Source organism: Rhodanobacter sp. FW510-R10, from assembly GCF_058781105.1.
The window spans coordinates 1,268,980-1,290,925 of the sequence record NZ_JBYSWL010000001.1 but is presented as its reverse complement, the minus strand read 5'-3'; the positions used below and the strand labels follow the sequence as shown (position 1 = coordinate 1,290,925).

The following is a 21,946-nucleotide window of genomic DNA, read 5'->3' as shown; positions in this document are numbered from 1 at the left end:
TGGCAAATTAAATCACGAACCCGCTGTCCGGCCTCGGCGAAGGCTATCCCCGGGTCCAGTTTGCCACGTCCCCTTTTTTAACGTCCCCGATACAATAGCGGGATGTCCCTGGTCCAACTACTCAACGTCGACTACAGCATCGGCGGCCCGCTGCTGCTCGATGACGTGAATCTCGCCATCGAGGCCAACGAGCGCGTCTGCGTCGTCGGGCGCAACGGTGCCGGCAAATCCACCTTGCTGCAGCTGATCAGTGACGAACTCCACGCCGACGACGGCGAGGTGCGGGTACAGAGCGGGGTAGTGGTTGCGCGCATGGCACAGGAGGTGCCACAGGACCTCGCAGGCAGCGTGTTCAGCGTAGTGGCCGAAGGCCTGGGCGACCTCGGCCGTTTGCTGGGCCGTTACCACCGGCTGCTCGCGCAGGACGACCTGGCCGCCTTGGGCGAGGTGCAGACCCGCATCGAGGCTCAGCATGGCTGGGATCTCGACCGCCGCGTGGAACAGGTGCTGACCCGGCTCGAACTGCCGGGCGAGGCCGACTTCGCAGCACTCTCCGGCGGCATGAAGCGCCGCGTGCTGCTGGCCCAGGCGCTGGTCCGCAATCCCGATGTCCTGCTGCTCGATGAGCCGACGAACCACCTGGACATCGGCGCCATCGAGTGGCTGGAAACCTTCCTCAAGCAGTTCCCCGGCAGCATCGTCTTCATCACCCACGACCGCAGTTTCCTGCGCGCGCTGGCCACGCGCATCGTCGAGATCGACCGCGGCGCGCTCACCGATTGGCCCGGCGATTACGACAACTACCTGCGCCGCCGCGAAGAGCGCCTGCACGCCGAGGCGCAGGCCAACGCGCTGTTCGACAAAAAGCTGGCGCAGGAGGAAGTATGGATCCGCCAGGGCATCAAGGCCCGACGCACGCGCAACGAAGGTCGCGTGCGCGCGCTCGAGGCGCTGCGTCGGGAACGCGGCGAGCGCCGCAATCTCGGCGGAAACGTACGCATGACCCTGGGCCACGCGCATGCCTCGGGCAGGAAGGTGATCGAGCTCGAGCATGTCACCCATGGCTACGCCGGCCGCACGCTGATCGACGATTTCAGCACCACGGTGCTGCGCGGCGACCGCGTCGGCATCATTGGCCCGAACGGCGCCGGCAAGAGTACCTTGCTGCGCATCATGCTGGGTGAACTCGAGCCACAGCGGGGCGGCGTCAAACTCGGCACCGGGCTGCAGGTCGCCTATTTCGATCAGCACCGCCTGCAGCTGGACGAGACGCTGAACGCGGTGGACAACGTCGCCGGTGGGCTGGAATACATCGAGCTCAACGGCCAGCGCAAGCACATCATCGGCTACCTGCAGGACTTCCTGTTCTCGCCCGAGCGCGCGCGCGCGCCAATCACGCGCCTGTCGGGCGGCGAGCGCAACCGCCTGCTGCTGGCCAAGCTGTTCTCGCAGCCATCCAACCTGCTGGTGATGGATGAACCCACCAACGACCTGGACGTCGAGACCCTGGAGCTGCTGGAGGAGTTGCTGGCCGATTATCGCGGCACCTTGCTGCTGGTGTCCCACGACCGCAGCTTCCTCGACAACGTGGTGGCCAGCACCCTGGTGCTCGAAGGCGACGGCCGGATCGGCGAATACGTCGGTTACGTAAAGGGGACGTGGCAGGTCAAATCGCAAGAAGCAACCGTCGGGCCCACCGGTCCGGCTCCCGATTTGGTTTGCGACGCCCCCATTGCCTCCACCAGCAAACGCAAGCGCAGCTTCAAGGAACAGTACGAACTGGATCAATTGCCCCGCAAGATCGAATCGCTGGAAACCGACCTGGCCATCCGCACGCAAGCCATGAACGAGCCGGGTTATTTTCAGCGGGATGGCCAGGCGATCGCCGACGCCACGCAAGCATTGACCGCGGTCCAGACTGAGCTCGACCGCGCCTATGCCCGCTGGGCCGAACTGGAGAAATAAAGGGGACGTGGCAAATTGATGACTTGCCACGTCCCCTTTATTTACGTTTTTCGCACGCAACCAAGGACTCGCCATGTATACGCTTTATTTCAGCCCCGGCTCCGCCAATCTCGTCGTGCACCTCACCCTGGCGGAGCTGGGTGTGCCGCACGCGCTGGAGCGGGTGGACCTGGATGCCGGACAGCAGCGCAGCGCCGCCTACCTGGCGTTGAATCCCAAAGGCGTCGTGCCCACCCTCCTCGTCGACGGCGTGCCGCACAACGAGGCGGCGGCGCTCACCATGCTGCTGCTCGAACGCCACGCCGATCGTGGCCTGGCACCGGCGCCCGGCAGCCCGACGCGCGCCGACTTCCTGCAATGGATGTTTTACCTGGCCAACACGCTGCAGCCGCTGTTCCGCCAGTGGTTCTATCCAGGCGACTACCTGCCCGCCGCCGCCGACCGCATCAAGGAGGCTGCGCGCATCGGCATTGAAAAGGCGTGGACGCACATCGATGCGCAACTCGCGGCCAAGGGTCCGTACCTGCTCGGCGCCGACTTCAGCGCGGTCGACCTGTATGCGCTCATGCTGATGCGCTGGTCACGCAACATGCCACGCCCGGCAACGACCTGGCCGCACGTCGCCGCACTGGCCGCCCGGCTGAAGGCACGCCCATCCTGGAAGCAGGTGTGCGAGGCCGAAGGGCTGGTCGAGTGGGCCTGAGCCACGCATGACGCAGGCGCCGAACGGCGAGGCCTGGGCCGTCTATCTGCTCGAATGCGCGGACGGCCGCGTATATACCGGGATCGCGCGCGACCCCGGGCAACGCTATGCCAAGCACCTCGCCGGCAAGGGCGCGCGTTTCACCCGCGCCAACCCGCCGCGGCGCCTGCTCGGCTGGGTCTGGGTCGCCGACCACGGTACAGCGCTGCGCCTGGAGCTTGCCTGGAAGCATCTGCCGCGCGCGCAGCGCATCGCCGCGCTGCACGCCCATCCTACGATGAACCCGCAAGGACCCGTTTCTACGGCGGATTCAACCCCCTCCGTTCCGGTTTCCGCGGTTTCCGGTCACGGCGACACGGCCAGCGGGCGCACGCGCAGGCCATCGGCCAGGCGGTCGTCCGGATAGGCGATCACCCGCTCGCCCTGGCGCAATCCCGCCAGGATCTCCGTCGAAGCATCGCCCTGCATGCCTGGGGTAACCAAGGTCAGGCGCGCGCGACCGCCCTCCACGCGATATACCGCCCAACGCCGGCCGTCGCGGAACAGTGCGCTGGACGGCACCTGCAGCACGTCGGGTCGACGCGCCACCTCGAACTCCACCTCGACCCGGTAGCCATCGCCCAGTTGCGCCCACTGCGCGCGCGGCGCGGCAATCTCCAGCCAGACCCGCGTGCGCTGCTCCTCCACGCCCAGTGCCGATACCTTGGTGAAACCGCCCGGCTCGATCCGCGTCACCCGCGCCGGCAGCGCGCCTTCGCCGCCCCAGCGCAGGATCCGCGCCGACGAGCCCGGCCGCAGCGCGATCGCCTGTTGCGACAGCGCCTGCACCATCACCTGCAACCGACCCAGGTCGCCGAACTCCAGCAAGGGCTGGCCCGCCTGCACCGGCATGGCGCTCTCCTGGTAACGATGCAGCAACACGCCGTCGATCGGCGCGCGCAATTCGATTTGTTGCCCACCGCTGCGGCCCTGTCCGCGCAGCAGTGCCGCCAGCGCCGCACGCTGCTGGTCGGCCGCGCGTCGCTCCGCCTGCGCCGACGCAGCCCCCGCCTGTGCCCGGGCCAGGCGCGCCTCCGCTGCCTCCAGTGCCGCAACGCTCACCACGCCCGACGCGCCGAGCGTGCGCATGCGGCGCGCGTCGCGCATGGCCAGCCCGGCATCCGCCTGTGCGGCCGCCAGCCGCTGCCCTGCCGCCTGCATGGCAGCGCGAGCGGCCTGTTCTTCGGCCAGCAGACGATCGCGGTTGGCCGGATCCAGCAGGCCGCCCTGCGGTGGCTCGATCGCCCCCACCACCTGCCCGGCCTTGACCGCATCGCCCTGCAGCAGGTCGATCCGCCGCAACGTGCCGGTGATCGGCGCCGACACCACCCAGCGTCGCGGCAACTCGGTGCGGCCCTCCTCCTCGAAGCGCTGCACCAGCGGACCGCGGGTGACCCGCGCCACCTCGAGCGTGCGCGGCGCGGCCTGCAGCGCCCACCACACAACGGCCGCGACGGCGACTGTCGCGGCGGCAGCGATGATCCAGTGGCGGCGTTTCATGCTCATCGGACGGCCCTCATTCACGGGTCTTCAACACGGCAATCAGGTCCAGCCGCGCGATGCGCCGGCGCACCAGCAGCGCGGAGACCACGCTGGCGCCCAGCACCATCAAGCCGGCGAACGCGTAAGTGGCGGTGGTCAGCCGGATCGGGATGCGGAACAGCTCGGATTGGAAGCCCTGTACCATCAGCCAACACAAGCCCCAGCCCGCGGCGAAGCCGAACGGCAGCGACACCACCACCAGCTGGCCCAGCTGGCCCAGCAGCAGCGCGCTCACCTCGCCCTCGGTCATGCCCAGCACGCGCAGGCTGGCCAGTTCGCGGCCGCGCTCGGACAGGCTGATCCGCGCCGCGTTGTAGACCAGTCCGAAGTTGATCACCCCGCCCAGTAGCGCCGCCACCCAAGTGAACACCAGCAGGCTCTCGCCCATGGTGGCGTAGAAACTGCGCACCGAGGCCAGCCGCGAACTGACGCCGGCGACCCACGGGCCCCGGTCCAGCCGCGCATAGAGATCCGACTCGGCGCCCGGCAGCACGCCCAGCAGCACGCCGGAGACCACGTCGCCGTCGCCGAGCAGCCGGTTCAACGCGTCCAGATCCATGTAGCCCTGCGCGCCGATCGACTCGTGTACGAAGCCGGCCACGCGTACACGGCGCACGTGACGATGACCTTCCAGCGCCTGGACCTCGATCTCGTCGCCAGGCGCTAGCGCCAGCATGCCCTGCAGATAGTCGGTCAGCAGCACGCCATCGGCGGATGGAATGATCGGCCGCAGTTGCGCATCCAGCGGCCGGCGCAGGCGCGCATCCGGCGTCAGCCCCTCGATCGTCGTGCGATAGCTGCGGTGGCCGTGCACCAGCCGCACTGGCGCCATCCGCACCGGCTCGGCCAAGCGCACGCCGGGTAGCGCAGCCAGCTCGAACAGCACCCGCCGCGGCGCCGGCTCGATGAAGCTCACCGCCAGGTCGTGGTGCTGCGCGATGCTGAGTTGGGTGTCGACCATGTGGTCGATCGCATCGCCCTGGAAACGACCCACCATGATCACCGCGCAGGCCAACGCCAGTCCCAGCACGGTGAACGCGGCACGACCGGGGCGGCGCTCCAGGTCGCGCAGCGCCATCCGCGCGGGTTGCGACAGCCAACGCTGCAGGCCCAGCCGCTCGATCATGGTGGGTCCGAAGTGTGCCGGCGCCGGCGCGCGCATCGCCTCGGCTGGCGGCAGCCTGGCCGCCGCGCGCAGCGCCATCAACGCGCCGGCGGCCGCGGCCGCCAGGCTCACCGCCACGCCAGTGGCAACCGCCTGGATGCTCAGCCGATAGGCAAGGAACGGAAAGCGGTAGATGCCCTGGTAGACGTGCGCCAGCCAGCGCCCCAGCCCCCCGCCCAGCGCGATGCCGAGCACCGCGCCGAGCAGCGCGATCGCCGCGGCCATGCCCAGGTAATGCAGCGCCAGCGCGCGATGGCTGTAGCCGAACGCCTTGAGCACGCCGATCTGGTCGCGCTGGGTGCCGACCAGGCGCATCAGCACGACGTGCAGCAGGAATGCGGCCACGCCAAGGAAGATCGCCGGGAACAGCCGCGCCATCGTCTGCAGCTGGCGCATCTCCTCCTCCAGGTAGCGCGCCGAGGTCTGCTCGTGGCGGCCGTAGGCGCCCACGCCGCCATAGCGCGCCAGCAGGCGGTCGAGTTCAGGGATCACCGCAACGGCGCGCGCATCGGGCAGCAGGCGCAGCGTCACGTTGTCGAATGCGCCGTCCATGTTCAGCGCCTTTTCCATCGCGTGACGGTTCATCCACAGCACCGCATAGCGCTTGAAGTCGGGAAACACCGCGCCCGGCGGGCTCTGGTAGACGTACTCCGGCGAGGTGCCCACACCCACCACCTGCAGCCAACGCTGGCGCCCACGCAGGGTCAGCCGCAGCCTGTCGCCGACACGCAATGCCTGCGCCGCCGCAAAGGCCTCACCCACCACCACCTCGTTGTCGCGCTGCGGGTCCGGCAGCCGCCCACTGCGCAGCTGCACCCGGTTGAGCAGCGGCTGGCCCCCGTCCAGCGGCAGCGACACCACCTCGGCGCGCACCGGCTCGTCGAAGCCGGGCACGCCCAGCGTGCCCAGCGCCAGCAACCGGACCTGCGCGGCCTGTACGCCGGGAATCGCGGCCAGCTGCGGCAGCAGCGTGTCGGGTGCGCGCTTGAGCGGCGCCCACAGGTCCGCCAGCGCACCTTGGCGGTAGAACTGCTCGCGCGTGGCCGTGAGCGACTCGTAGGTGGACTGCGACATCACCAGCGTGGCGACGCCGCCGGCAATCACCAGCGCGATCGCCAGCGCCTGCCCGCGCAGGTGCCACAGGTCGCGTACCGCCTTGCGGCCCAGCGCACTCACCAGTGCAGCTCCGTTGCCGGCATCCGCTGCGCATTGCGCTCCTCGCGCACGATGCGGCCATCGCCCAGGTACAGCACGCGATGGGCCATGCGCGCGATGTCGGCGTTGTGGGTGATCACCACGGTGGTGGTGCCGAGCTCCGCGTTGACCCGCTCCAGCGCCTCCAGCACGCGCACGCCGGTGGCCGAATCGAGCGCGCCGGTGGGCTCGTCGCACAGCAGCACCGCCGGCCGCTTGGCGATCGCGCGGGCGATCGCCACCCGCTGCTGCTGGCCACCGGACAGTTGTGCGGGAAAGTGATCCATGCGGTCGGCAAGATCCACCCGCGCCAGCGCCTCCTCGGGCGTCATCGGCTGCCCGGCCAGCTCGGTGACGATCGCCACGTTCTCGCGCGCGGTGAGGCTGGGAATGAGGTTGTAGAACTGGAACACGAAGCCGACGTGTTCGCGGCGAAACAGCGTGAGCTCGCGCTCGCTGGCACCCGTGAGGTGATGCCCCTCGTACCAGACCTCGCCGGCCGTAGGCACGTCGAGCCCGCCCAGGATGTTCAGCAAGGTCGACTTGCCGCTGCCCGAGGGGCCCAGCAGCACCACGAACTCGCCGCGGTACAAGTCCAGGTCCACCCCGCGCAGCGCCGATACCTCGACCTCGCCCATACGGTAGGTCTTGGTGAGGCCGCGGGCGCGGAATACCGCCTCCGCGGCAGGCAACGGTGTGGCCAGGGCCATGCGTGCGCTCCGCTCAAGAGCCGCCCGGGGGCAGCAACGAACTCAAGCTAACGGCATCAGGGGCATCGTTTGATGATCTTGGGCAACTCCGATGGTCTGGTCGAGACCGGGCCGGCAAGTGGCTAATTCAACCAGGGGCCAGTTCGATGAATCAATCGGTTGCAGTCCCTGATTCAATTAGCCACGCCCCCTTTATCAGCCGGTGTTCTGCAGGCCCTGGGAGACGCCGTTGACACTGGCGACAAGCGCGTGCAACAGGTCGTCGTCCATGCGGTCGCCGGCGCGCCAGCGCCGCAGCAGGTCGACCTGCAGCAGGCTCATGGGATCGACGTAGGGGTTGCGCAGGCGGATCGACGCGGCCAGGCGCGGCTCGCCGGCGAGCAACGCCTTGCTGCCGCGGAGCTGCAGCAGGCCGCCCCGCGTGCGGTCGAATTCGGCGCGGATCAGGACAAAGAAATCTTCGTGCAGTTCACCGGACAGCGCCGAGAACGCCTCGGCAATGTCCAGGTCACACTTGGCCAGCACCATCTCCACGTCGTTCAGCGCGTTGGCGAAGAACGCCCAGTCGCGCGCCATCTCACCCATGGCCTCGGCACCGTAGCGTTCGAGCCCATGCGCCAGCGCGCTACCCAGACCATACCAGCCGGAGATGATGGCGCGGCATTGGGTCCAGGCAAACACCCAAGGAATGGCGCGCAGGTCCTCCACGCCGTGCATGCTGCGGCGGCTCGCCGGCCGCGAACCGAGCGTCATGCGCTCAATCACGTCGATCGGCGTCGCACTGCGGAAATACTCGACGAAGCCGTCGCGTTCAATGAGCGCGCGGTAGGCCTGGCGGCTGCATGCGGAGAGGACGTCCATTTGTCCGCGCCAGCGCTCTTCGCGCGGCTCGGCGGCGCGCGGACGCACGCTCGCCCGCAAGGTGGCGCCGACGGTCTGCTCGAGGTTGCGCAGCGCCAGCGCGCGGATGCCGTATTTGCGATGGATCACCTCGCCCTGCTCGGTCACGCGCAGGACTCCGTCGACCGCGCCGCGCGGCGCCGACATGAGTGCCGGCATCATGCGCGTGCCACCGCGACTGGCCGAGCCGCCACGGCCATGGAAGAACGCGAGGCGGATATGTGCCGCCCTGGCCACTTCCAGCAGCCGTACCTGGGCGCGCTGCAGGCCCCAGCGCGAGGCCAGGGTGCCGCCGTCCTTGCCGCTGTCGGAGTAGCCCAGCATCACCCATTGTCGGTCGCCGCGCGCGGCCAGGTGGCGCCGGTAGACCGGATCGTCCAGCAGGGCCTGCAGCGTGGCCGGGGCATGCTGCAGGTCATCCACTGTCTCGAACAGCGGCGCGATGTCCAACGGCACGTCGGGCGGCGCATCGTTCTCCAGGCCCGCGCGGCGCGCCAGGGCGAGGACGGCGAGCACGTCCGCAGCCGAGCGCGCCATGCTGATGACGTACAGACCAGTTGGCGCGTCGCCATGCCGGTGCCGGCTGTCGCGCAAGGCGGTGAACACGGCCTGCAAATGCTCGGCCATCGGCTCGGCACAGGGTCCGAACTGGTGCTCGCCATTCGCATACGGCCGCAGCTTCGCCGCACGCGTCGTGGCGTCGCGTCCGGCCCACGCGGGATCGTCCAGCAAGACGGCCAGCGCGTCATCGTGGGCGCGAGAATCCTGGCGTACGTCGAGGCGCGCCAGGTGGAAACCGAACGTGCGCACGCGCCAGATCATGCGCCCGACTACGTAGGTACCAGCGTGCAGCCCGCGGTTCGCGACCAGGCTGCCGGCAATCAGGCGCAGATCGTCCAACAGCTCGTCCGCGGAACCATAGGCGCCCGGCTCGGCCGCGGTCGCGGCACGCAGGCGCGCGCCCATCATGTGCAACAGGCAGCGGTACGGCATGTCGGCGTGGCGCGGCCTTATCCCCGCCGCCGCCCTTGGATATTCGGCCATATAGGCGTCCAGGCGTTCACGCAGCGCCGGCGTCACCGCGACGCGATCGTCGGTCTGGCTGAGCGCCCTGGCCAACGCAGCCACATCTTCGACATAATGCTCAAGGATTTGCGCGCGCTGCGAGGCCAGGCAGGCCGCCAGCGTGTCGGCGCCCACGTTCGGGTTGCCGTCCATGTCGCCGCCGACCCAGCTCGCAAACCCCAGCAGCCGCGGCAGGCGCGCCGCCACGCCATACACTTCGCGCAGCGCATCCTGCAGCGACTCGTACAACGCGGGCACGATGCGGTACAACGGGTTGGCCAGGTAGAAGCCGACGTGTTCGTATTCGTCCTGCACGGTGGGCCGTACGTCCGAGGCCTCGGCAGTCTGCCAGCCGGCGGACAGCGCGACCACGATGCGTTCGGTATCTTTGGCGCGCTCCTGAGGCGTGCGTTCCGGATCGAAGCCGTCAACCAGCGAGCGCACGATGGCCTGCTCCTTCTCCAGCAGCGAGCGGCGTACGGCTTCGGTCGGATGCGCAGTAAACACCGGCTCGACCCACAGGCGGTCCAGCCAGCCGAGCAGCTCGTCGGCACCGACGCCTTCGGCCTTGAACTCCGTCAGCAGGGCGCGCAACGACTCCGGCTGCGGTCCGCTGCCCTCGCGCTGGTAGTCGCGGCGCCGGCGGATGCGGTGGACGCGCTCGGCCAGGTTCACCACCTGGAAATAGGTGGCAAACGCCCGCGCGAGCGCCTGTGCCATCGCCGCGTCCAGGCCGGCCAAGGACGCGGCCAAGGCGCGAATCGGGGCGCCCTCGCGGCGGCGGCGGATGGCCGCCAGGCGCACCTGCTCCACGCGGTCAAACAGCACTTGGCCGCCCTGCTCGACCAGCATCCGACCGACCAGGCTCCCGAGGCGGCTGACATCCTCGCGCAGCGCGTCGTCGGGCGGCAAGAATTCGGCGGTGGCGTCTTCGGCCATGCGAGAGGCTCCGCAAGGAATGTAAAGGACACCGCCCCAGCATACGCGGTGAACTGCATGCCGGATGTCGACCCGCGTCTCCGGCTACAATAGAAAACTGTCCCGCCCGTCGAGGGGCGTTGCGACCATGCGCCCCGCAGTCCATCCTGCGAATCCGCGCCTGGCCAGGCTCGACGCGGCATCTTTCCAACGGCGCCCGGTTGCTCACATGCGAGCTGCCCCTCGGGTCTGGATTCCGGCACCCGTGAAGGCCGCCTCGTACTAACCGGAGAAATGCATGAACGCAGTCACCACCGAAACGCCGTCGCAGGACTTCAAGGTCGCCGACCTCTCGCTTGCCGGCTGGGGCCGCAAGGAGCTGGACATTGCCGAGCACGAGATGCCCGGCCTGATGTCGATCCGCCACAAGTATGCGCCGCAGGCACCGCTCAAGGACGTGCGTATCACCGGCTCCCTGCATATGACGATCCAGACCGCGGTGCTGATCGAGACGCTCAAGGATATTGGCGCGGACGTGCGCTGGGCCTCGTGCAACATCTTCTCGACGCAGGACCACGCCGCCGCAGCCATTGCCGCGACCGGCACGCCGGTGTTTGCCTGGAAGGGCGAGACGCTGGAGGAGTATTGGGACTGCACGCTCAAGGCCATGAGCTTCCCCGACGGCAAGGGCGGCTATCTCGGCCCCCAGCTGGTCGTGGACGATGGCGGCGACGCCACGCTGCTGATCCACAAGGGCTACGAGCTGGAAAACGGCAACACCTGGGTGGACGAGCCCGCCGCCTCGCACGAGGAACAAGTGATCAAGAACCTGCTCAAGCGCGTGGCCAGGGAGCGGCCGGGCTACTGGCACGTCGTGGTCAAGGACTGGAAGGGCGTGTCCGAGGAAACCACCACGGGCGTGCACCGCTTGTACCAATTGGCGGCGTCAAAGCAGCTGCTGGTGCCTGCGCTCAACGTCAACGACTCCGTCACCAAGTCCAAGTTCGACAACCTGTACGGCTGCCGCGAATCGCTGGCCGACGGCCTGAAGCGGGCCATGGATGTAATGCTGGCCGGCAAGGTCGTAGTGGTATGCGGCTACGGCGATGTCGGCAAGGGTTGCGCACATTCCATGCGCGCCTACGGTGCCCGTGTCGTGGTCACCGAGATTGATCCGATCAACGCGCTGCAGGCGGCCATGGAGGGCTTCGAGGTCAACACCGTCGAGAGCACGCTCGGCCGCGGCGACATCTACGTCACCACAACCGGCAACCGTGACGTGCTCACCATCGAGCACCTCAAGGTGATGAAGGACCAAGCGATCGTGTGCAACATCGGCCATTTCGACAACGAGATCCAGGTCGACGCGCTGAACGCGCTGGCCGGCGTAAAGAAGCTCAACATCAAGCCGCAGGTCGATAAATACGAGTTCGCCGATGGCCACGCCCTGTTCCTGCTCGCCGAGGGCCGCCTGGTGAACCTGGGCTGCGCCACTGGCCACCCCAGCTTCGTGATGTCCAACTCGTTCTCCAACCAGACGTTGGCGCAGATCGACCTGTGGCAGCACAAGGACGTCTATACGGCCAAGGTGTACCTGTTGCCGAAGAAGCTGGACGAGGAAGTGGCGCGACTGCACCTGGACAAGATCGGCGTCAAGCTGACCACGCTGACGCCCGCGCAGGCCGAATACCTCGGCGTGCCGGTGGAAGGCCCGTACAAACCCGAGCACTACCGCTACTGACCGCAGGTAAAGGGGACGTGGCGAACTAAATCATCGGCGGAAGCTTGCGCTGGCGCCGTGGCTCCCCATCGATTCAAGTCGCCACGCCCCCTTTATTGCTACGTCTCCTTTTACTGCCTGCGATACAGCAGATCGGTCACCATGTGGCCAAGCTTCAAGCCGCGGCGTTCGAAGCGCGTTTCCAGCCGCCACGGTGGCCGCCCGCCCGCATCGCCGGCCGGCGGCAATTCCCGCTGCCACTCAGGCGCGGCATCGAGCACCTCGACCATGTGTTCGGCATAGGGTTGCCAGTCGGTAGCCAGGTGCAGCAGACCGCCCTTGGCCACCCGCGTAGCCAGCAAGGCAACGAACCCGGGCTGGATCAGGCGGCGCTTGTGGTGGCGCTTCTTCGGCCACGGATCGGGGAACCAGATCCGCACCTCGCCCAGCGCACCCGGCGCAATGTCGTCGCGCAGCACGTCCACCACATCATGGCGATACACGCGCACGTTGTCCGCGTCACGTGCCGCCAGCGCGTTCAACAGCCGGCCGACGCCCGGGCCATGCACCTCCACGCCGATGAAATCGCGCGCACCGTCCTGCTCGCTGGACCAGGCCAGGGCCTCACCGTTGCCAAAGCCAATCTCCATGACCAACGGCGCGGTGCGGCCGAACACTGCCGCGAAATTCCGTGGCGCGCCGGTCGGCTCCAGGCCATAGCGCGACCAGTGCTCGGCAAACGCACGCTCCTGGGCTGGCGTCATACGCCCCTCGCGCAGCACGAAGCTGCGGATGCCGCGATGGCGCGCGGCAAGCTTGGGTTCGTCACGGTCGGTCATGGCTCTGCCTGGAAGTGGGCCCGCAATTGTAAATGGCGCCCGCCTCATCGAGCCCAATGCAAAGGCAACGCCGGGCGCCGTTCCGCCCTCCCCATGGACCGGGCGGTCGCGGCCGCGGGTTCCCCGCGCGCGCCAGTTGCGGGGCGGACCGGCGGATCGCACACTGGATGACGACCGGGCTGACTGGGAGACGCCGATGAAATGCCTGACGCTGGGTTTGTGCGTAATGGCCCTGGTTGCCTGCACGGACAAGCCGCCGCCGGAGCAGCCCAAGCCGCCCCAGCCTGTGAGCAGCACGCCGTTCGACACCTTGCGAGCCACCGAGCAGCGCGCGAAGAACGTGCAGAAGATCGTGGATGACGCGGCCGCCAGGCAACGCAAGGCGATCGACCAGCCGCAGCAATGAGCTGCGATCGTTCAAGGTGTTCCTGCTACAGCCGGCAGAGGCAGTCGGCGTAGATGTTCGGGGTGCCGGGCTTGGCGTGGCGCAGCCAGGCGAGCGGGGGCAGCAAGGCGGGTGCGGCGGCGAGCCAGGCAGGCGGCAGGCGCAGGCCGGCTGAGCGCAACACATAGGCACTCGCGCTCTGGTTGAAGCTGAGCAGCAGCCGCTCGACACCGCCCAGGGGCGGCTCGGCATAGCGCACGGGGTAGCCCTTGCCCAGGTGCGCGAGCCCGGCCGCGTAGTTGGTGGCCGCGCCGAGGCCACCCAGGGTGTCGACCAGGCCGCGCTCCAGCGCCTGCTGGCCAGTCCAGACACGGCCCTGTGCCACGGCGTCGATCGCTGCGGTACTTTGCTTGCGCGCCTTGGCCACGTTGCCGACAAAATCGCGGTAGCCCTTGTCGATGATGGCCTGGATCAGCGCGCCGACCTTGGGGTCGAGCGGCCGGCTGATATCGAACGCACCAGCCATCGGCCCGGTGCCGATGCCGTCGCTGTGCACGCCGAGCTTGGCCAGGGTGTCGGGCAGCGTATAGAACAGGCCGAAGATGCCGATCGAGCCGGTGATGGTGTTGGGCTCGGCGTAGATGCGGTCGGCGTTCATGCCGATCCAGTAGCCGCCGCTGGCGGCCACGTCGCCCATGGACACCACCACCGGGATGCCGGCCTGGCGGGTGAGCACGATTTCGCGGCGAATCTGCTCGGCGGCATACACCTCGCCGCCGGGCGAATCGACCCGCAGTACCAGGGCCTTGGTCTTGCGATCCTCGCGTGCGGCGCGGATCAGCGCCGCGGTGGACTCGCCGCCGATCGTGCCGGGTGGCTGCTTGCCGCCCGTGATCTCGCCCGCGGCGACGACGACGGTGACTCCAGGGGTCGCGCCGCGGTGACCGGCATCGTGCGGCGCATACTCGGCCAGGGTGACGTGGCGGAAGCCGTGGCCCTGCCTGCCGGCTGGCACACCGGCGTGGCGCAGCTCGGCAATGAGCTGGGCGCGGGTGGCCAGGCCATCGGCCAGGTGCTCGTTGACCGCGAGTTGGGCCAAGTCGCCCTGGGTGGCGGCGACGCGTTGCGGCAGGCTGTCGACGTCGGCACGCAACACGGTCGGATCGAGCTTGCGCAGCGCGCCCACCTCGTCCAGCCAGGTATCCCACAGGCCACCCAGCCAATAACCGTCGGCGCGCTTGGCGTCATCCGAGGCGTGGTCGAGGATGTAGGGCTCGGCGGCGCTCTTGTACTCGCCGACGCGGAACAAGTGCACGTCCACGCCGAGCTTGTCCAGCAGGTCCTTGTAGTACAGGCGGTAGTTGGCCAGGCCGGTGAACATGAGCCCGCCCCGCGGGTCGAGCAGCAGGCGGTCGGCATGGGCGGCGAGGTAATACTGGCTTTGGTCGAGGTTGACGCCCCAAGCAAGCACCGGCTTCCCGGTGGCGCGGAAGCGGTCGAGCGCGGCGCCAACCTCGCGCAACGCGGCAAAGCCGCCGGCCTGCAGCTCGTCGGGCATGAGCAGGATGCGGCTGATGCGGCTGTCGCGTGCGGCGCGGTCGATGCTCGCGACCAGGTCGCGCAACTGGATCTGGCGCGGGCCGTCGCCGGAGAAGCCACGCATGACCCGTTGCAGCGGATCGATGCTGTATTGCTCGACCAGCGCGCCCTGCGGCTGCAGCACCAACACGCTGCCATCCTGCACTATGCGCCCGGCGCGCGTGCCGACGATGCCGGCGGTGATCAGCAGCACGATCAGCGCCAGCACCGCGAAGAACACCAGGTTGATGATGATCAGGCGCAGCAGGTTGATGCCGCGGCCGAGGTCACGCAGGAAGCCGACAAAACCGCGACGACGCGGCGGAAACGGTGGTGGTGGTGACATGCAGCGGCAATATTTGGCGGGGATGCCACCAATCTATCAAATCGCCATGGTCGCGATGCAAGAAAGAACACCCTATCGCCATTCCCGCCCCCCTTTCCGTCATCCTCGCAAAAGCGGGGATCCAGTGCTTTCAGGTGGTTCACAAGGGCCAAAGCACTGGATTCCCGCTTTCGCGGGAATGACGACAGGGCGTGGGAATAACCACGGCGCACGAGGAGTGGGGGTGGGAAGGCGAACGAGGGCGGGACGGACGGGCGGCGGGAATACGGCGGCTGGCTCAGGCGTACCCGGTCTTGGCGCCCGCCGGCAGCGGCGGCAGGCGCCAGCGCAGCTTCCAGGCGCTGCGGCAAAAGCGCGTGAAGAGCAGCACCGCGGCCACCGAGAGTCCGGCAATCAGGCCCATCCACATGCCATGCGCGCCGAGGCCACGGTGGATGCCGAGCCACCAGCCCACCGGCATGCCTACGAGCCAGTACGCAAACAAGGTGATGGCCATGGGCACGCGGGTGTCCTTGAGCCCGCGCAGCGCGCCATTGGACGCAACCTGGACGCCATCGGAAAGCTGGAACACGCCGGCCAGCATGATGAGCTGCGCGGCCAGCGCCAGCACCACCGGATCGCGCGTGTACAGGCTGGCAATGGTGTGCGGCAGCCCGAGCATCGCGCTGGCTGAAACCAACTGCGTCACCAGGGTCAGGGCAATGCCGCACAGGCCGGCGTAGCGCACGCCACGCTCGTCGCCGCGGCCAACCGCATTGCCGACGCGCACGGTGATGGCCATGGCCAGCCCCAGCGGGATCATGAAGAACACTGAGGCGATGTTCATCGCCACCTGGTGGCTGGCAATCACGTCCTCGCCCAGCGTGCTGATGATGAGCGCCGTGGCCACGAACAGGCCGGCCTCGGCGAGCAGGGTCATGGCGATTGGGCCACCGATCCGCGCCAGGGCACCGATGCGCGCGAAGTCCGGACGCTCGAAGCGGGCAAACAGGCCGAGCCCCCGATAGTTGCGGTGGCGCCGCATGTAGATGGCAAAGCCCAGCGCCTCCAACCACAGGGCCAGCGCGGTGGCGACGCCGCAGCCGTGCGCGCCCTGCGGCGGGACGCCGAGCTTGCCGAACATCAGCACGTAACCCAGTGGAATCAGCACGAGCAGGCCGCCCAGGCTGAAGTACATGGATGGCCGGGTGAGCGACAAGCCCTCGGAGAGTCCGCGCAACGCGAAATACAAGGTGAGCGCCGGGGCTCCCCAGCTGATGGCCAGCAGGAAACGCTGCACATCGTGGCGCAGGCTGGGCGTCACCCCGATCAGGTCGATCAGCGGACCGGCGTGGCGTACCGCGAACCACAGCAGCATGCCCATGCCCAAGGCCAGCCACAGTGCCTGGTGGAACACGCCGCCGACCTCGGCCCTGCGACCGGCGCCGTCGAGCTGGGCCACGGCCGGCGGCACGGCCATCATCAGGCCGATGCCGGTGACGATGGCCAGGGTCCAGATGCTGGCGCCCACCGCCACCGCGCCCAACACGTGCGCGCTGACGTGGCCTGCGAGCACGGCATCGACCACGTTGCTGCCCATGGCGGCGAGCTGCGCGCAGATCAGCGGCAGGGCCAGGCGCACGGTGGCGCGCACCTCGCTGACGAAGCGGGCACGCTCGGGCAGGAGCAAGTTCATGGGACAGGACACAGGCAGACGTGGCTTATTCTAGCCGACCACGTGCCGCGAGACGCCGCCGGCGAACCGTCACCGGGGCACGCGGGCGACAAGGTTTCGGCAAACAGCCGTCGAGCCGTCCAGACGCCTGCCGCGTGGCGGGTTTTGCACAACGCCCGCGGCGCAATCGCGCAATGTCAAGCAACCGTCAAGGGCGCCTGCACCGTTCCTGAACGTATTTTGCAGACTATTGAATCTAAAGAACTTTGGCAGTTGCTCAAAACGTCACCAAGGCGTCCCCAGAGCCCGTCACAGCGCGCTTTGCGGGGTGCTACGCGACGCGCGTCCACAGACTTATCCACAATTCGTGTGGATAACACCAAAACCTCACCAGCCATAGCAGCTTACCGTCCATTCCTCAGGCTCACGGCCAGCAAGGGTTGCTAAGCATGCAGCACGTCCTACGACAACAATAAAGCCACGACACGAGCACGACACAAGCCGCCCCCGCCGGGACCGCGCCCAGTCGCGGGTACACTGCGGGGACGAGGAGAACATGCCCGTCATCCTGCACGTCGCCCTGCCGGTACCCCTGCCGCATGTGTTCGATTACCTGCCCCCCGCACACGGTCAGGCGCAGGTGGGTTCGCGCGTGGTGGTGCCGTTTGGGCGCGGCCGACAGGTCGGCATTGTGGTGGCCGTCGATGGCGCGAGCCAGGTCGCCGCGTCGCGGCTGAAGCCCGCCCTCGCCTTGCCCGATGACGCCCCCTTGCTCGACGCCGAACTCATGCGCACCCTGGCCTGGGCCGCCGACTACTGGCTGGCCCCACCTGGTGAGGCTTACGTCACGGCCCTGCCGCTGGCGCTGCGCGGCGCACGCCCCTTGCCGGCGACCGGTGCCGAATACTGGGCGCTGACCGGAAGCGGCCGGCAGGCCCTGCAGGCCGGCACGCGCCGCGCCAGCAGCGCGGCCTTGCTCGCGGCGCTGGCCGACGGTGGCCTGAGCGCGGCGGAACTCTCTGTGCGCCTGCCCGGCTGGCGCGCCGCGGCGCGGCGGCTCGCCACCGCCGGCTTGCTGGAACGCAGCGAGCAATGGCCCGCCCACACGGCCGCCGCCGTCTCCGCCGCGCCGGCATTGAACGCCGAACAAACCCAGGCCGTGGCCGCGGTCGGCGCCAGCCTCGGGCGCTACCAGCCCTTCCTGCTCGATGGCGTGACCGGCAGCGGCAAGACCGAGGTGTACCTGGCGCTGATACAACAGGTGCTGGCCCGCGGCCAGCAAACCTTGCTGCTGGTGCCGGAGATCGGCCTGGCGCCACAGGCCCTGCTGCGCTTGCGCGAACGCCTCGGGGTGGCAATCGAAGTGCTGCACTCCAACCTGGCCGAGGGCGACCGCGCGCGCGCCTGGCTGCGCGCCAGCAACGGCAGCGCCAAGGTGATCCTGGGCACGCGCTCGGCGGTGTTCACGCCGCTGCCGAACGCCGGACTGATCGTCGTCGACGAGGAGCACGACGCCGCGTTCAAGCAGCAGGACGGCTTCCGCTACCACGCGCGCGACCTGGCCCTGGTGCGCGCCCGCGCCCTGGGCGTGCCGGTGCTGCTCGGCTCGGGCACGCCATCGCTGGAGTCGCTGGCCAATGCCGCGGCCGGACGCTACCACCTGCTGCACCTGCGTGCCCGACCCGGTGCCGTGCGCCCGCCGCAGGTGGACGTGATCGACATGCGCGCGCAACGCCTGGAACACGGCATGTCGCCGGCCCTGCTCGGCGCCGTCACCGACACGCTGGCCCGCGGCGAGCAGGTTCTGGTATTCCGCAATCGCCGCGGCTACGCGCCGATGCTGCTGTGCCACCAATGCGGCTGGCATGCAGAGTGCGCGCGCTGCGAGCGCCCTCTTACCTTGCATGCGCGCACGCGGCGCCTGGTCTGCCACCACTGTGGAGCGCAACGTGCGGTGCCAGTGGCCTGCCCCGCCTGTGGCGCGCCGGGGCTCAGCGCCCATGGCCAGGGCACGGAACGCCTGGAAGAAGCGCTGCTCGCGCGCTTCCCGGACGTGCCAATCCGCCGCGTAGACCGCGAGACCATGCAGCGCCGCGACGCCTTTGCCGAGCTGCTCGCCGGCCTGGGCGAGGAGGAGCCGGCGATCCTGGTCGGCACGCAGATGCTGGCCAAAGGCCATGACCTGCCCAACCTCACCCTGGTGGCGATCGTCGGCGTGGATGAAGGCTTGTTCAGCGTGGATTTTCGCGCCAGCGAACGCCTGGCCCAACTGGTGGTGCAGGTGGCCGGCCGTGCCGGCCGCGCGCGCAAGCCGGGGCGGGTCATCCTGCAGACCCACCTTCCGGAGCATCCGCTGCTGCGTGACCTGCTTGCCCACGGCTACGCCACGACCGCCCAGGAGCTGCTGGACGAGCGACGTGCGAGCGCCTTGCCGCCGTATGGCTATCAGGCGCTGCTGCGCGCCGAAGCGCCGAAGCGCGACGCCGTGGATGGCTTCCTGGCTGCCGCACGTGCGGCCCTGCCGGCCGAGCTCGGCACGATCCAGGTGGCCGGTCCAATGCCGGCGCCCATGCCGGTACGCGCTGGCCGCCAACGCGGTCAACTGCTGCTGGAGGCCCCGCGTCGCGCGTCCCTGCACGCCATCCTGCGGCCCTGGTGGCTGGCCCTGCACGAGCTGCCTACGGCCCGGCAGGTGCGCTGGTCGCTCGACATCGACCCCATCGACCTGTACTGACCCGCGGCCGCGCCGGACGTCCAGATGCCCGCTTACCCCCTCTCCCCCTGCGGAGCCAGGGGAGAGAGGGCCAAGGCCGCCGCTGCCCGGATGTTGCTTACGCCCTCCCCTGGCTTGTCAGGGGAGAGGGGCTAGGCCTGCGGCGGAAGATCAGGGCTGGCCGGCGCGGAGCCAGCGCACGGCAAGGATGCCGAGTTCGTAGAGCAGGCACATGGGAATGGCCAGCATGATCATCGAGGTGATGTCGGGCGGCGTGATCAACGCGGCAATGGCGAAGGCGCCGACGATGGCGTAACGCCTGGCGCTGCGCAGCTTGGCCACGTCGACCACGCCGACCGCGGCCAGGATCACCACGGCCACCGGCACCTCGAAGCACAGGCCAAAGGCAAAAAACATCAACATCACGAAGTCGAGGTAGTGGGTGATGTCGGTCATCATCTCCACGCCCTCGGGGGTGACCGCGGTGAGGAAGCGGAACGCCGCCGGCAACACCAGGAAATACGCAAACGCGCAACCGATGTAAAACAGCAGCAGGGCCGCAACGAGCAGCGGTCGGGCCAGGCGCTTTTCCTTCTTGTACAAGCCCGGACTGACGAACGCCCAGAGCTGGTACAAGATCACCGGCATGCAGATGAACAGGGCGGTATAGGCGGCCAACTTGAGCGGTGTAATGAACGGGCTGGCGACTTCGGTGGCAATCAGGTGCGCGCCCTTGGGCAGGCGCGCGACCAGCGGCGCGGCGAGTTCGGTGTACAGGCGGTTGGCAAATGGCACCAGCGCAATCAGCACGACGAACACGCTGAGCGCGGCCTTCAGCAGCCGCGAGCGCAGCTCCAGCAGGTGCGAGAACAGGCCCTGCTCGAGGTCGACGCCGGCATCCGGGTCAGGCGATGCCATCGACGCGCTCCGCAGGGGCTGCGGCTGCAGCATCCGCTGGTGGCGCAGCGGAGGTGCCGGCAAACAGGTCGCCGGTGCGCGTATCGGCAGGCGCGGCTGGCGCATCGACCGCGGCCGATGCCGCGGGCGATGCCACGGCGGGCGGCTCGCGTACAGGCTGCCCGAGGCCGGACGTATTGGCCACGGCGGACTGGTCCATGGCGGCCGGCTGGTCGGCAGCCGCCGGCGCCGCGCCACCGATGCTGGCGACGTCGTCAGCGACCTCGCGCACCTGCTTGAGCGTCGCGTCCAGCTCGGCCTGGGCGGCATCCATGCGCGCCACGCTCTCGCGTGCGGTGCGGCGGATCTCCTCCACCTGCAGCTCCCGCTCGACCTCGGCGCGCACGCTGTCCCAACTGCCGCGCAGGCGACGCACCAAGGCGCCGGCGGTGCGCGCAGCGGTGGGAAGTTTTTCCGGGCCCAGCACGATCAACGCAATCAGCGCGAGCAACAGCAACTTGCCGAAGCTGATCTCGATCATCGCCGCGGATTACTGGCGTGGCGCGTCGTCGTGTTGCTGGTTCGCGGCCTTGGCGGTATCAGCACGCGGCGCGTCGTTGCGCGCCGCCTCGGGACGCGGCGGATCGGCGCGCAGACTCTCCGGCTGGACCGGCTTGGCGGCAGGCTCATCGTCACCGTTCATGCTTTTCTTGAAACCGCGAATGGCGGCGCCAAGATCGGGACCGATCTTGCTCAGCTTGCCGGTGCCGAACACCACCACGACGACCACCAGCAGAATGATCAGATGCCAAATACTCATGTTTCACCTCATCGACGGTGTTGGCGCAATCACGCGCTCGCCATCAGGCGTCCGCATCAACGGACAGTGTACTCTTCGAGCTGGTCGCGAAACTTCACCACGGCAGCCGGCACGTTGTTCACGCCGCCTTCGAAGATGCGTCGCGGAGTCACGCCCGAACCATAGATCTCGGCGTTCGCATCGTAGTCGATGCGGAGCACCGAGCCATCCAGCGCCACGCCGGCAAACAGGCCCCGGCTGCGCGAGTAGGAATAGATTTCCGCCTTGAGCTGCCCGTCGGTCGCGGCCGTGGCAGTGCGGCCCACGGGACCTGCCGCCGCCGCGGCATCGGCACCCAGGGTGAACTTGCCATTGACGATGGAATCGACCCCCCGCTGGGTACGGAACACCAGGATCACGTCGGTGGAGGACACACCGGCCTGGAAGCCGATGCTGCCGCCGGTCATGGTGATGAAGCTGGGATCGGACCAGGTACCTTCGGGCGTCTTCACCGAGATCAGGCCTTCGCCCCGGCGGCCGCCAAAGATGAAACCGGCCTTGATCATGCCGGGAATAACGGCAATCGCGCGCGCGTCGCGCAGCAGGTCATGTGGGATCGACTTGTCCGGCGCCTGCATGATCTCGTTCAACACGCGCACGGCGTTGTCGGCACGCACCAGCGGCGGATCCTCGGCCTGCACCGCACCCAGCGGCAGCAGCAAGAGCAAGGTAGCCAGCAACAAATGGTGCAGCTTGGGCTTGGACATGGGTGGCTCCACGGTGGTGGGCAAGGTGGACGGCAACGACGGGCGAG

At 68.6% G+C, this 21,946-nt stretch carries 16 protein-coding genes, 1 pseudogene and 1 riboswitch; of the genes and pseudogenes, 6 read left to right on the top strand and 11 right to left on the bottom strand.

From position 1 onward, the window contains the following. Positions 1-102 precede the first annotated feature (102 nt). The 3 genes and pseudogenes from AC3WJB_RS05420 to AC3WJB_RS05410 all read left to right on the top strand — a co-directional run. Entirely contained in the window at positions 103-1,965 is a 1,863-nt protein-coding gene (locus AC3WJB_RS05420) for an ATP-binding cassette domain-containing protein (RefSeq protein WP_492679466.1), read from the top strand. Between the two features lie 73 nt (positions 1,966-2,038). Next, positions 2,039-2,668, top strand: a complete 630-nt coding sequence (locus tag AC3WJB_RS05415; protein ID WP_492679464.1) for a glutathione S-transferase family protein — start codon at positions 2,039-2,041, stop codon at positions 2,666-2,668. A 7-nt stretch (positions 2,669-2,675) separates the two neighbouring features. After that, a pseudogene (locus tag AC3WJB_RS05410) lies at positions 2,676-2,933 on the top strand (GIY-YIG nuclease family protein); the annotation flags it as partial. 80 nt (positions 2,934-3,013) lie between these two features. Here the strand turns inward: AC3WJB_RS05410 and AC3WJB_RS05405 are convergent. The 4 genes from AC3WJB_RS05405 to ppc form a co-directional block, all read right to left on the bottom strand. After that, positions 3,014-4,213, bottom strand: a complete 1,200-nt coding sequence (locus AC3WJB_RS05405) for an efflux RND transporter periplasmic adaptor subunit (protein WP_492679462.1) — start codon at positions 4,211-4,213, stop codon at positions 3,014-3,016. A 10-nt stretch (positions 4,214-4,223) separates the two neighbouring features. Beyond that, positions 4,224-6,590 carry an ABC transporter permease gene (locus tag AC3WJB_RS05400; protein WP_492679460.1) on the bottom strand — a complete coding sequence of 789 codons (2,367 nt, stop codon included), beginning with the start codon at positions 6,588-6,590 and terminating at the stop codon, positions 4,224-4,226. Beyond that, entirely contained in the window at positions 6,587-7,318 is a 732-nt protein-coding gene (locus tag AC3WJB_RS05395) for an ABC transporter ATP-binding protein (RefSeq protein ID WP_492679458.1), read from the bottom strand. Before AC3WJB_RS05395 ends, AC3WJB_RS05400 begins: the two co-directional genes overlap by 4 nt. Before the next feature lie 195 nt (positions 7,319-7,513). After that, positions 7,514-10,222, bottom strand: a complete 2,709-nt coding sequence (ppc, locus tag AC3WJB_RS05390) for a phosphoenolpyruvate carboxylase (protein WP_492679456.1) — start codon at positions 10,220-10,222, stop codon at positions 7,514-7,516. A 105-nt stretch (positions 10,223-10,327) separates the two neighbouring features. Beyond that, a riboswitch (S-adenosyl-L-homocysteine riboswitch) is annotated at positions 10,328-10,427 on the top strand. 72 nt (positions 10,428-10,499) lie between these two features. On the opposite strand from ppc, the gene ahcY reads away from it, so the two are divergent. Further along, positions 10,500-11,942, top strand: a complete 1,443-nt coding sequence (ahcY, locus tag AC3WJB_RS05385; RefSeq protein ID WP_492679454.1) for an adenosylhomocysteinase — start codon at positions 10,500-10,502, stop codon at positions 11,940-11,942. Positions 11,943-12,052: 110 nt separating this feature from the next. Here the strand turns inward: ahcY and trmB are convergent, their stop codons facing one another. Further along, positions 12,053-12,760 carry a tRNA (guanosine(46)-N7)-methyltransferase TrmB gene (trmB, locus tag AC3WJB_RS05380; protein WP_492679452.1) on the bottom strand — a complete coding sequence of 236 codons (708 nt, stop codon included), beginning with the start codon at positions 12,758-12,760 and terminating at the stop codon, positions 12,053-12,055. A gap of 196 nt (positions 12,761-12,956) precedes the next feature. On the opposite strand from trmB, the gene AC3WJB_RS05375 reads away from it, so the two are divergent. After that, complete coding sequence (locus AC3WJB_RS05375; RefSeq protein ID WP_492679450.1) at positions 12,957-13,166, top strand: hypothetical protein; 210 nt, start codon at positions 12,957-12,959, stop codon at positions 13,164-13,166. A 25-nt stretch (positions 13,167-13,191) separates the two neighbouring features. Here AC3WJB_RS05375 and sppA read toward each other — a convergent pair whose 3' ends face one another. Beyond that, positions 13,192-15,069, bottom strand: a complete 1,878-nt coding sequence (sppA, locus tag AC3WJB_RS05370) for a signal peptide peptidase SppA (protein ID WP_492679448.1) — start codon at positions 15,067-15,069, stop codon at positions 13,192-13,194. A gap of 277 nt (positions 15,070-15,346) precedes the next feature. After that, positions 15,347-16,744 carry an MATE family efflux transporter gene (locus AC3WJB_RS05365; protein ID WP_492679446.1) on the bottom strand — a complete coding sequence of 466 codons (1,398 nt, stop codon included), beginning with the start codon at positions 16,742-16,744 and terminating at the stop codon, positions 15,347-15,349. 535 nt (positions 16,745-17,279) lie between these two features. On the opposite strand from AC3WJB_RS05365, the gene AC3WJB_RS05360 reads away from it, so the two are divergent. Then, positions 17,280-19,457: a primosomal protein N' gene (locus AC3WJB_RS05360; protein ID WP_492679444.1), complete on the top strand. Its 2,178-nt coding sequence runs from the start codon at positions 17,280-17,282 to the stop codon at positions 19,455-19,457. A 150-nt stretch (positions 19,458-19,607) separates the two neighbouring features. On the opposite strand, the gene tatC is transcribed toward AC3WJB_RS05360, so the two are convergent. Genes tatC through AC3WJB_RS05340 form a run of 4 tightly spaced genes read right to left on the bottom strand, consistent with a single transcriptional unit; the run spans position 19,608 to position 21,899 of the window. Beyond that, positions 19,608-20,354, bottom strand: coding sequence for a twin-arginine translocase subunit TatC (gene tatC / locus AC3WJB_RS05355; RefSeq protein WP_492679442.1), 747 nt, complete (start codon positions 20,352-20,354; stop codon positions 19,608-19,610). Further along, on the bottom strand, positions 20,341-20,874 hold the full coding sequence (gene tatB, locus AC3WJB_RS05350; protein ID WP_492679440.1) for a Sec-independent protein translocase protein TatB: 534 nt from the start codon (positions 20,872-20,874) through the stop codon (positions 20,341-20,343). The genes tatC and tatB overlap by 14 nt, the downstream gene beginning before the upstream one ends. Positions 20,875-20,883: 9 nt before the next feature. After that, positions 20,884-21,153 (bottom strand): twin-arginine translocase TatA/TatE family subunit, encoded by a 270-nt coding sequence (gene tatA / locus AC3WJB_RS05345; RefSeq protein WP_492679438.1) that lies wholly within the window; start codon positions 21,151-21,153, stop codon positions 20,884-20,886. Between the two features lie 56 nt (positions 21,154-21,209). After that, positions 21,210-21,899 carry a lipid-binding SYLF domain-containing protein gene (locus tag AC3WJB_RS05340; protein WP_492679436.1) on the bottom strand — a complete coding sequence of 230 codons (690 nt, stop codon included), beginning with the start codon at positions 21,897-21,899 and terminating at the stop codon, positions 21,210-21,212. Positions 21,900-21,946 lie beyond the last annotated feature (47 nt).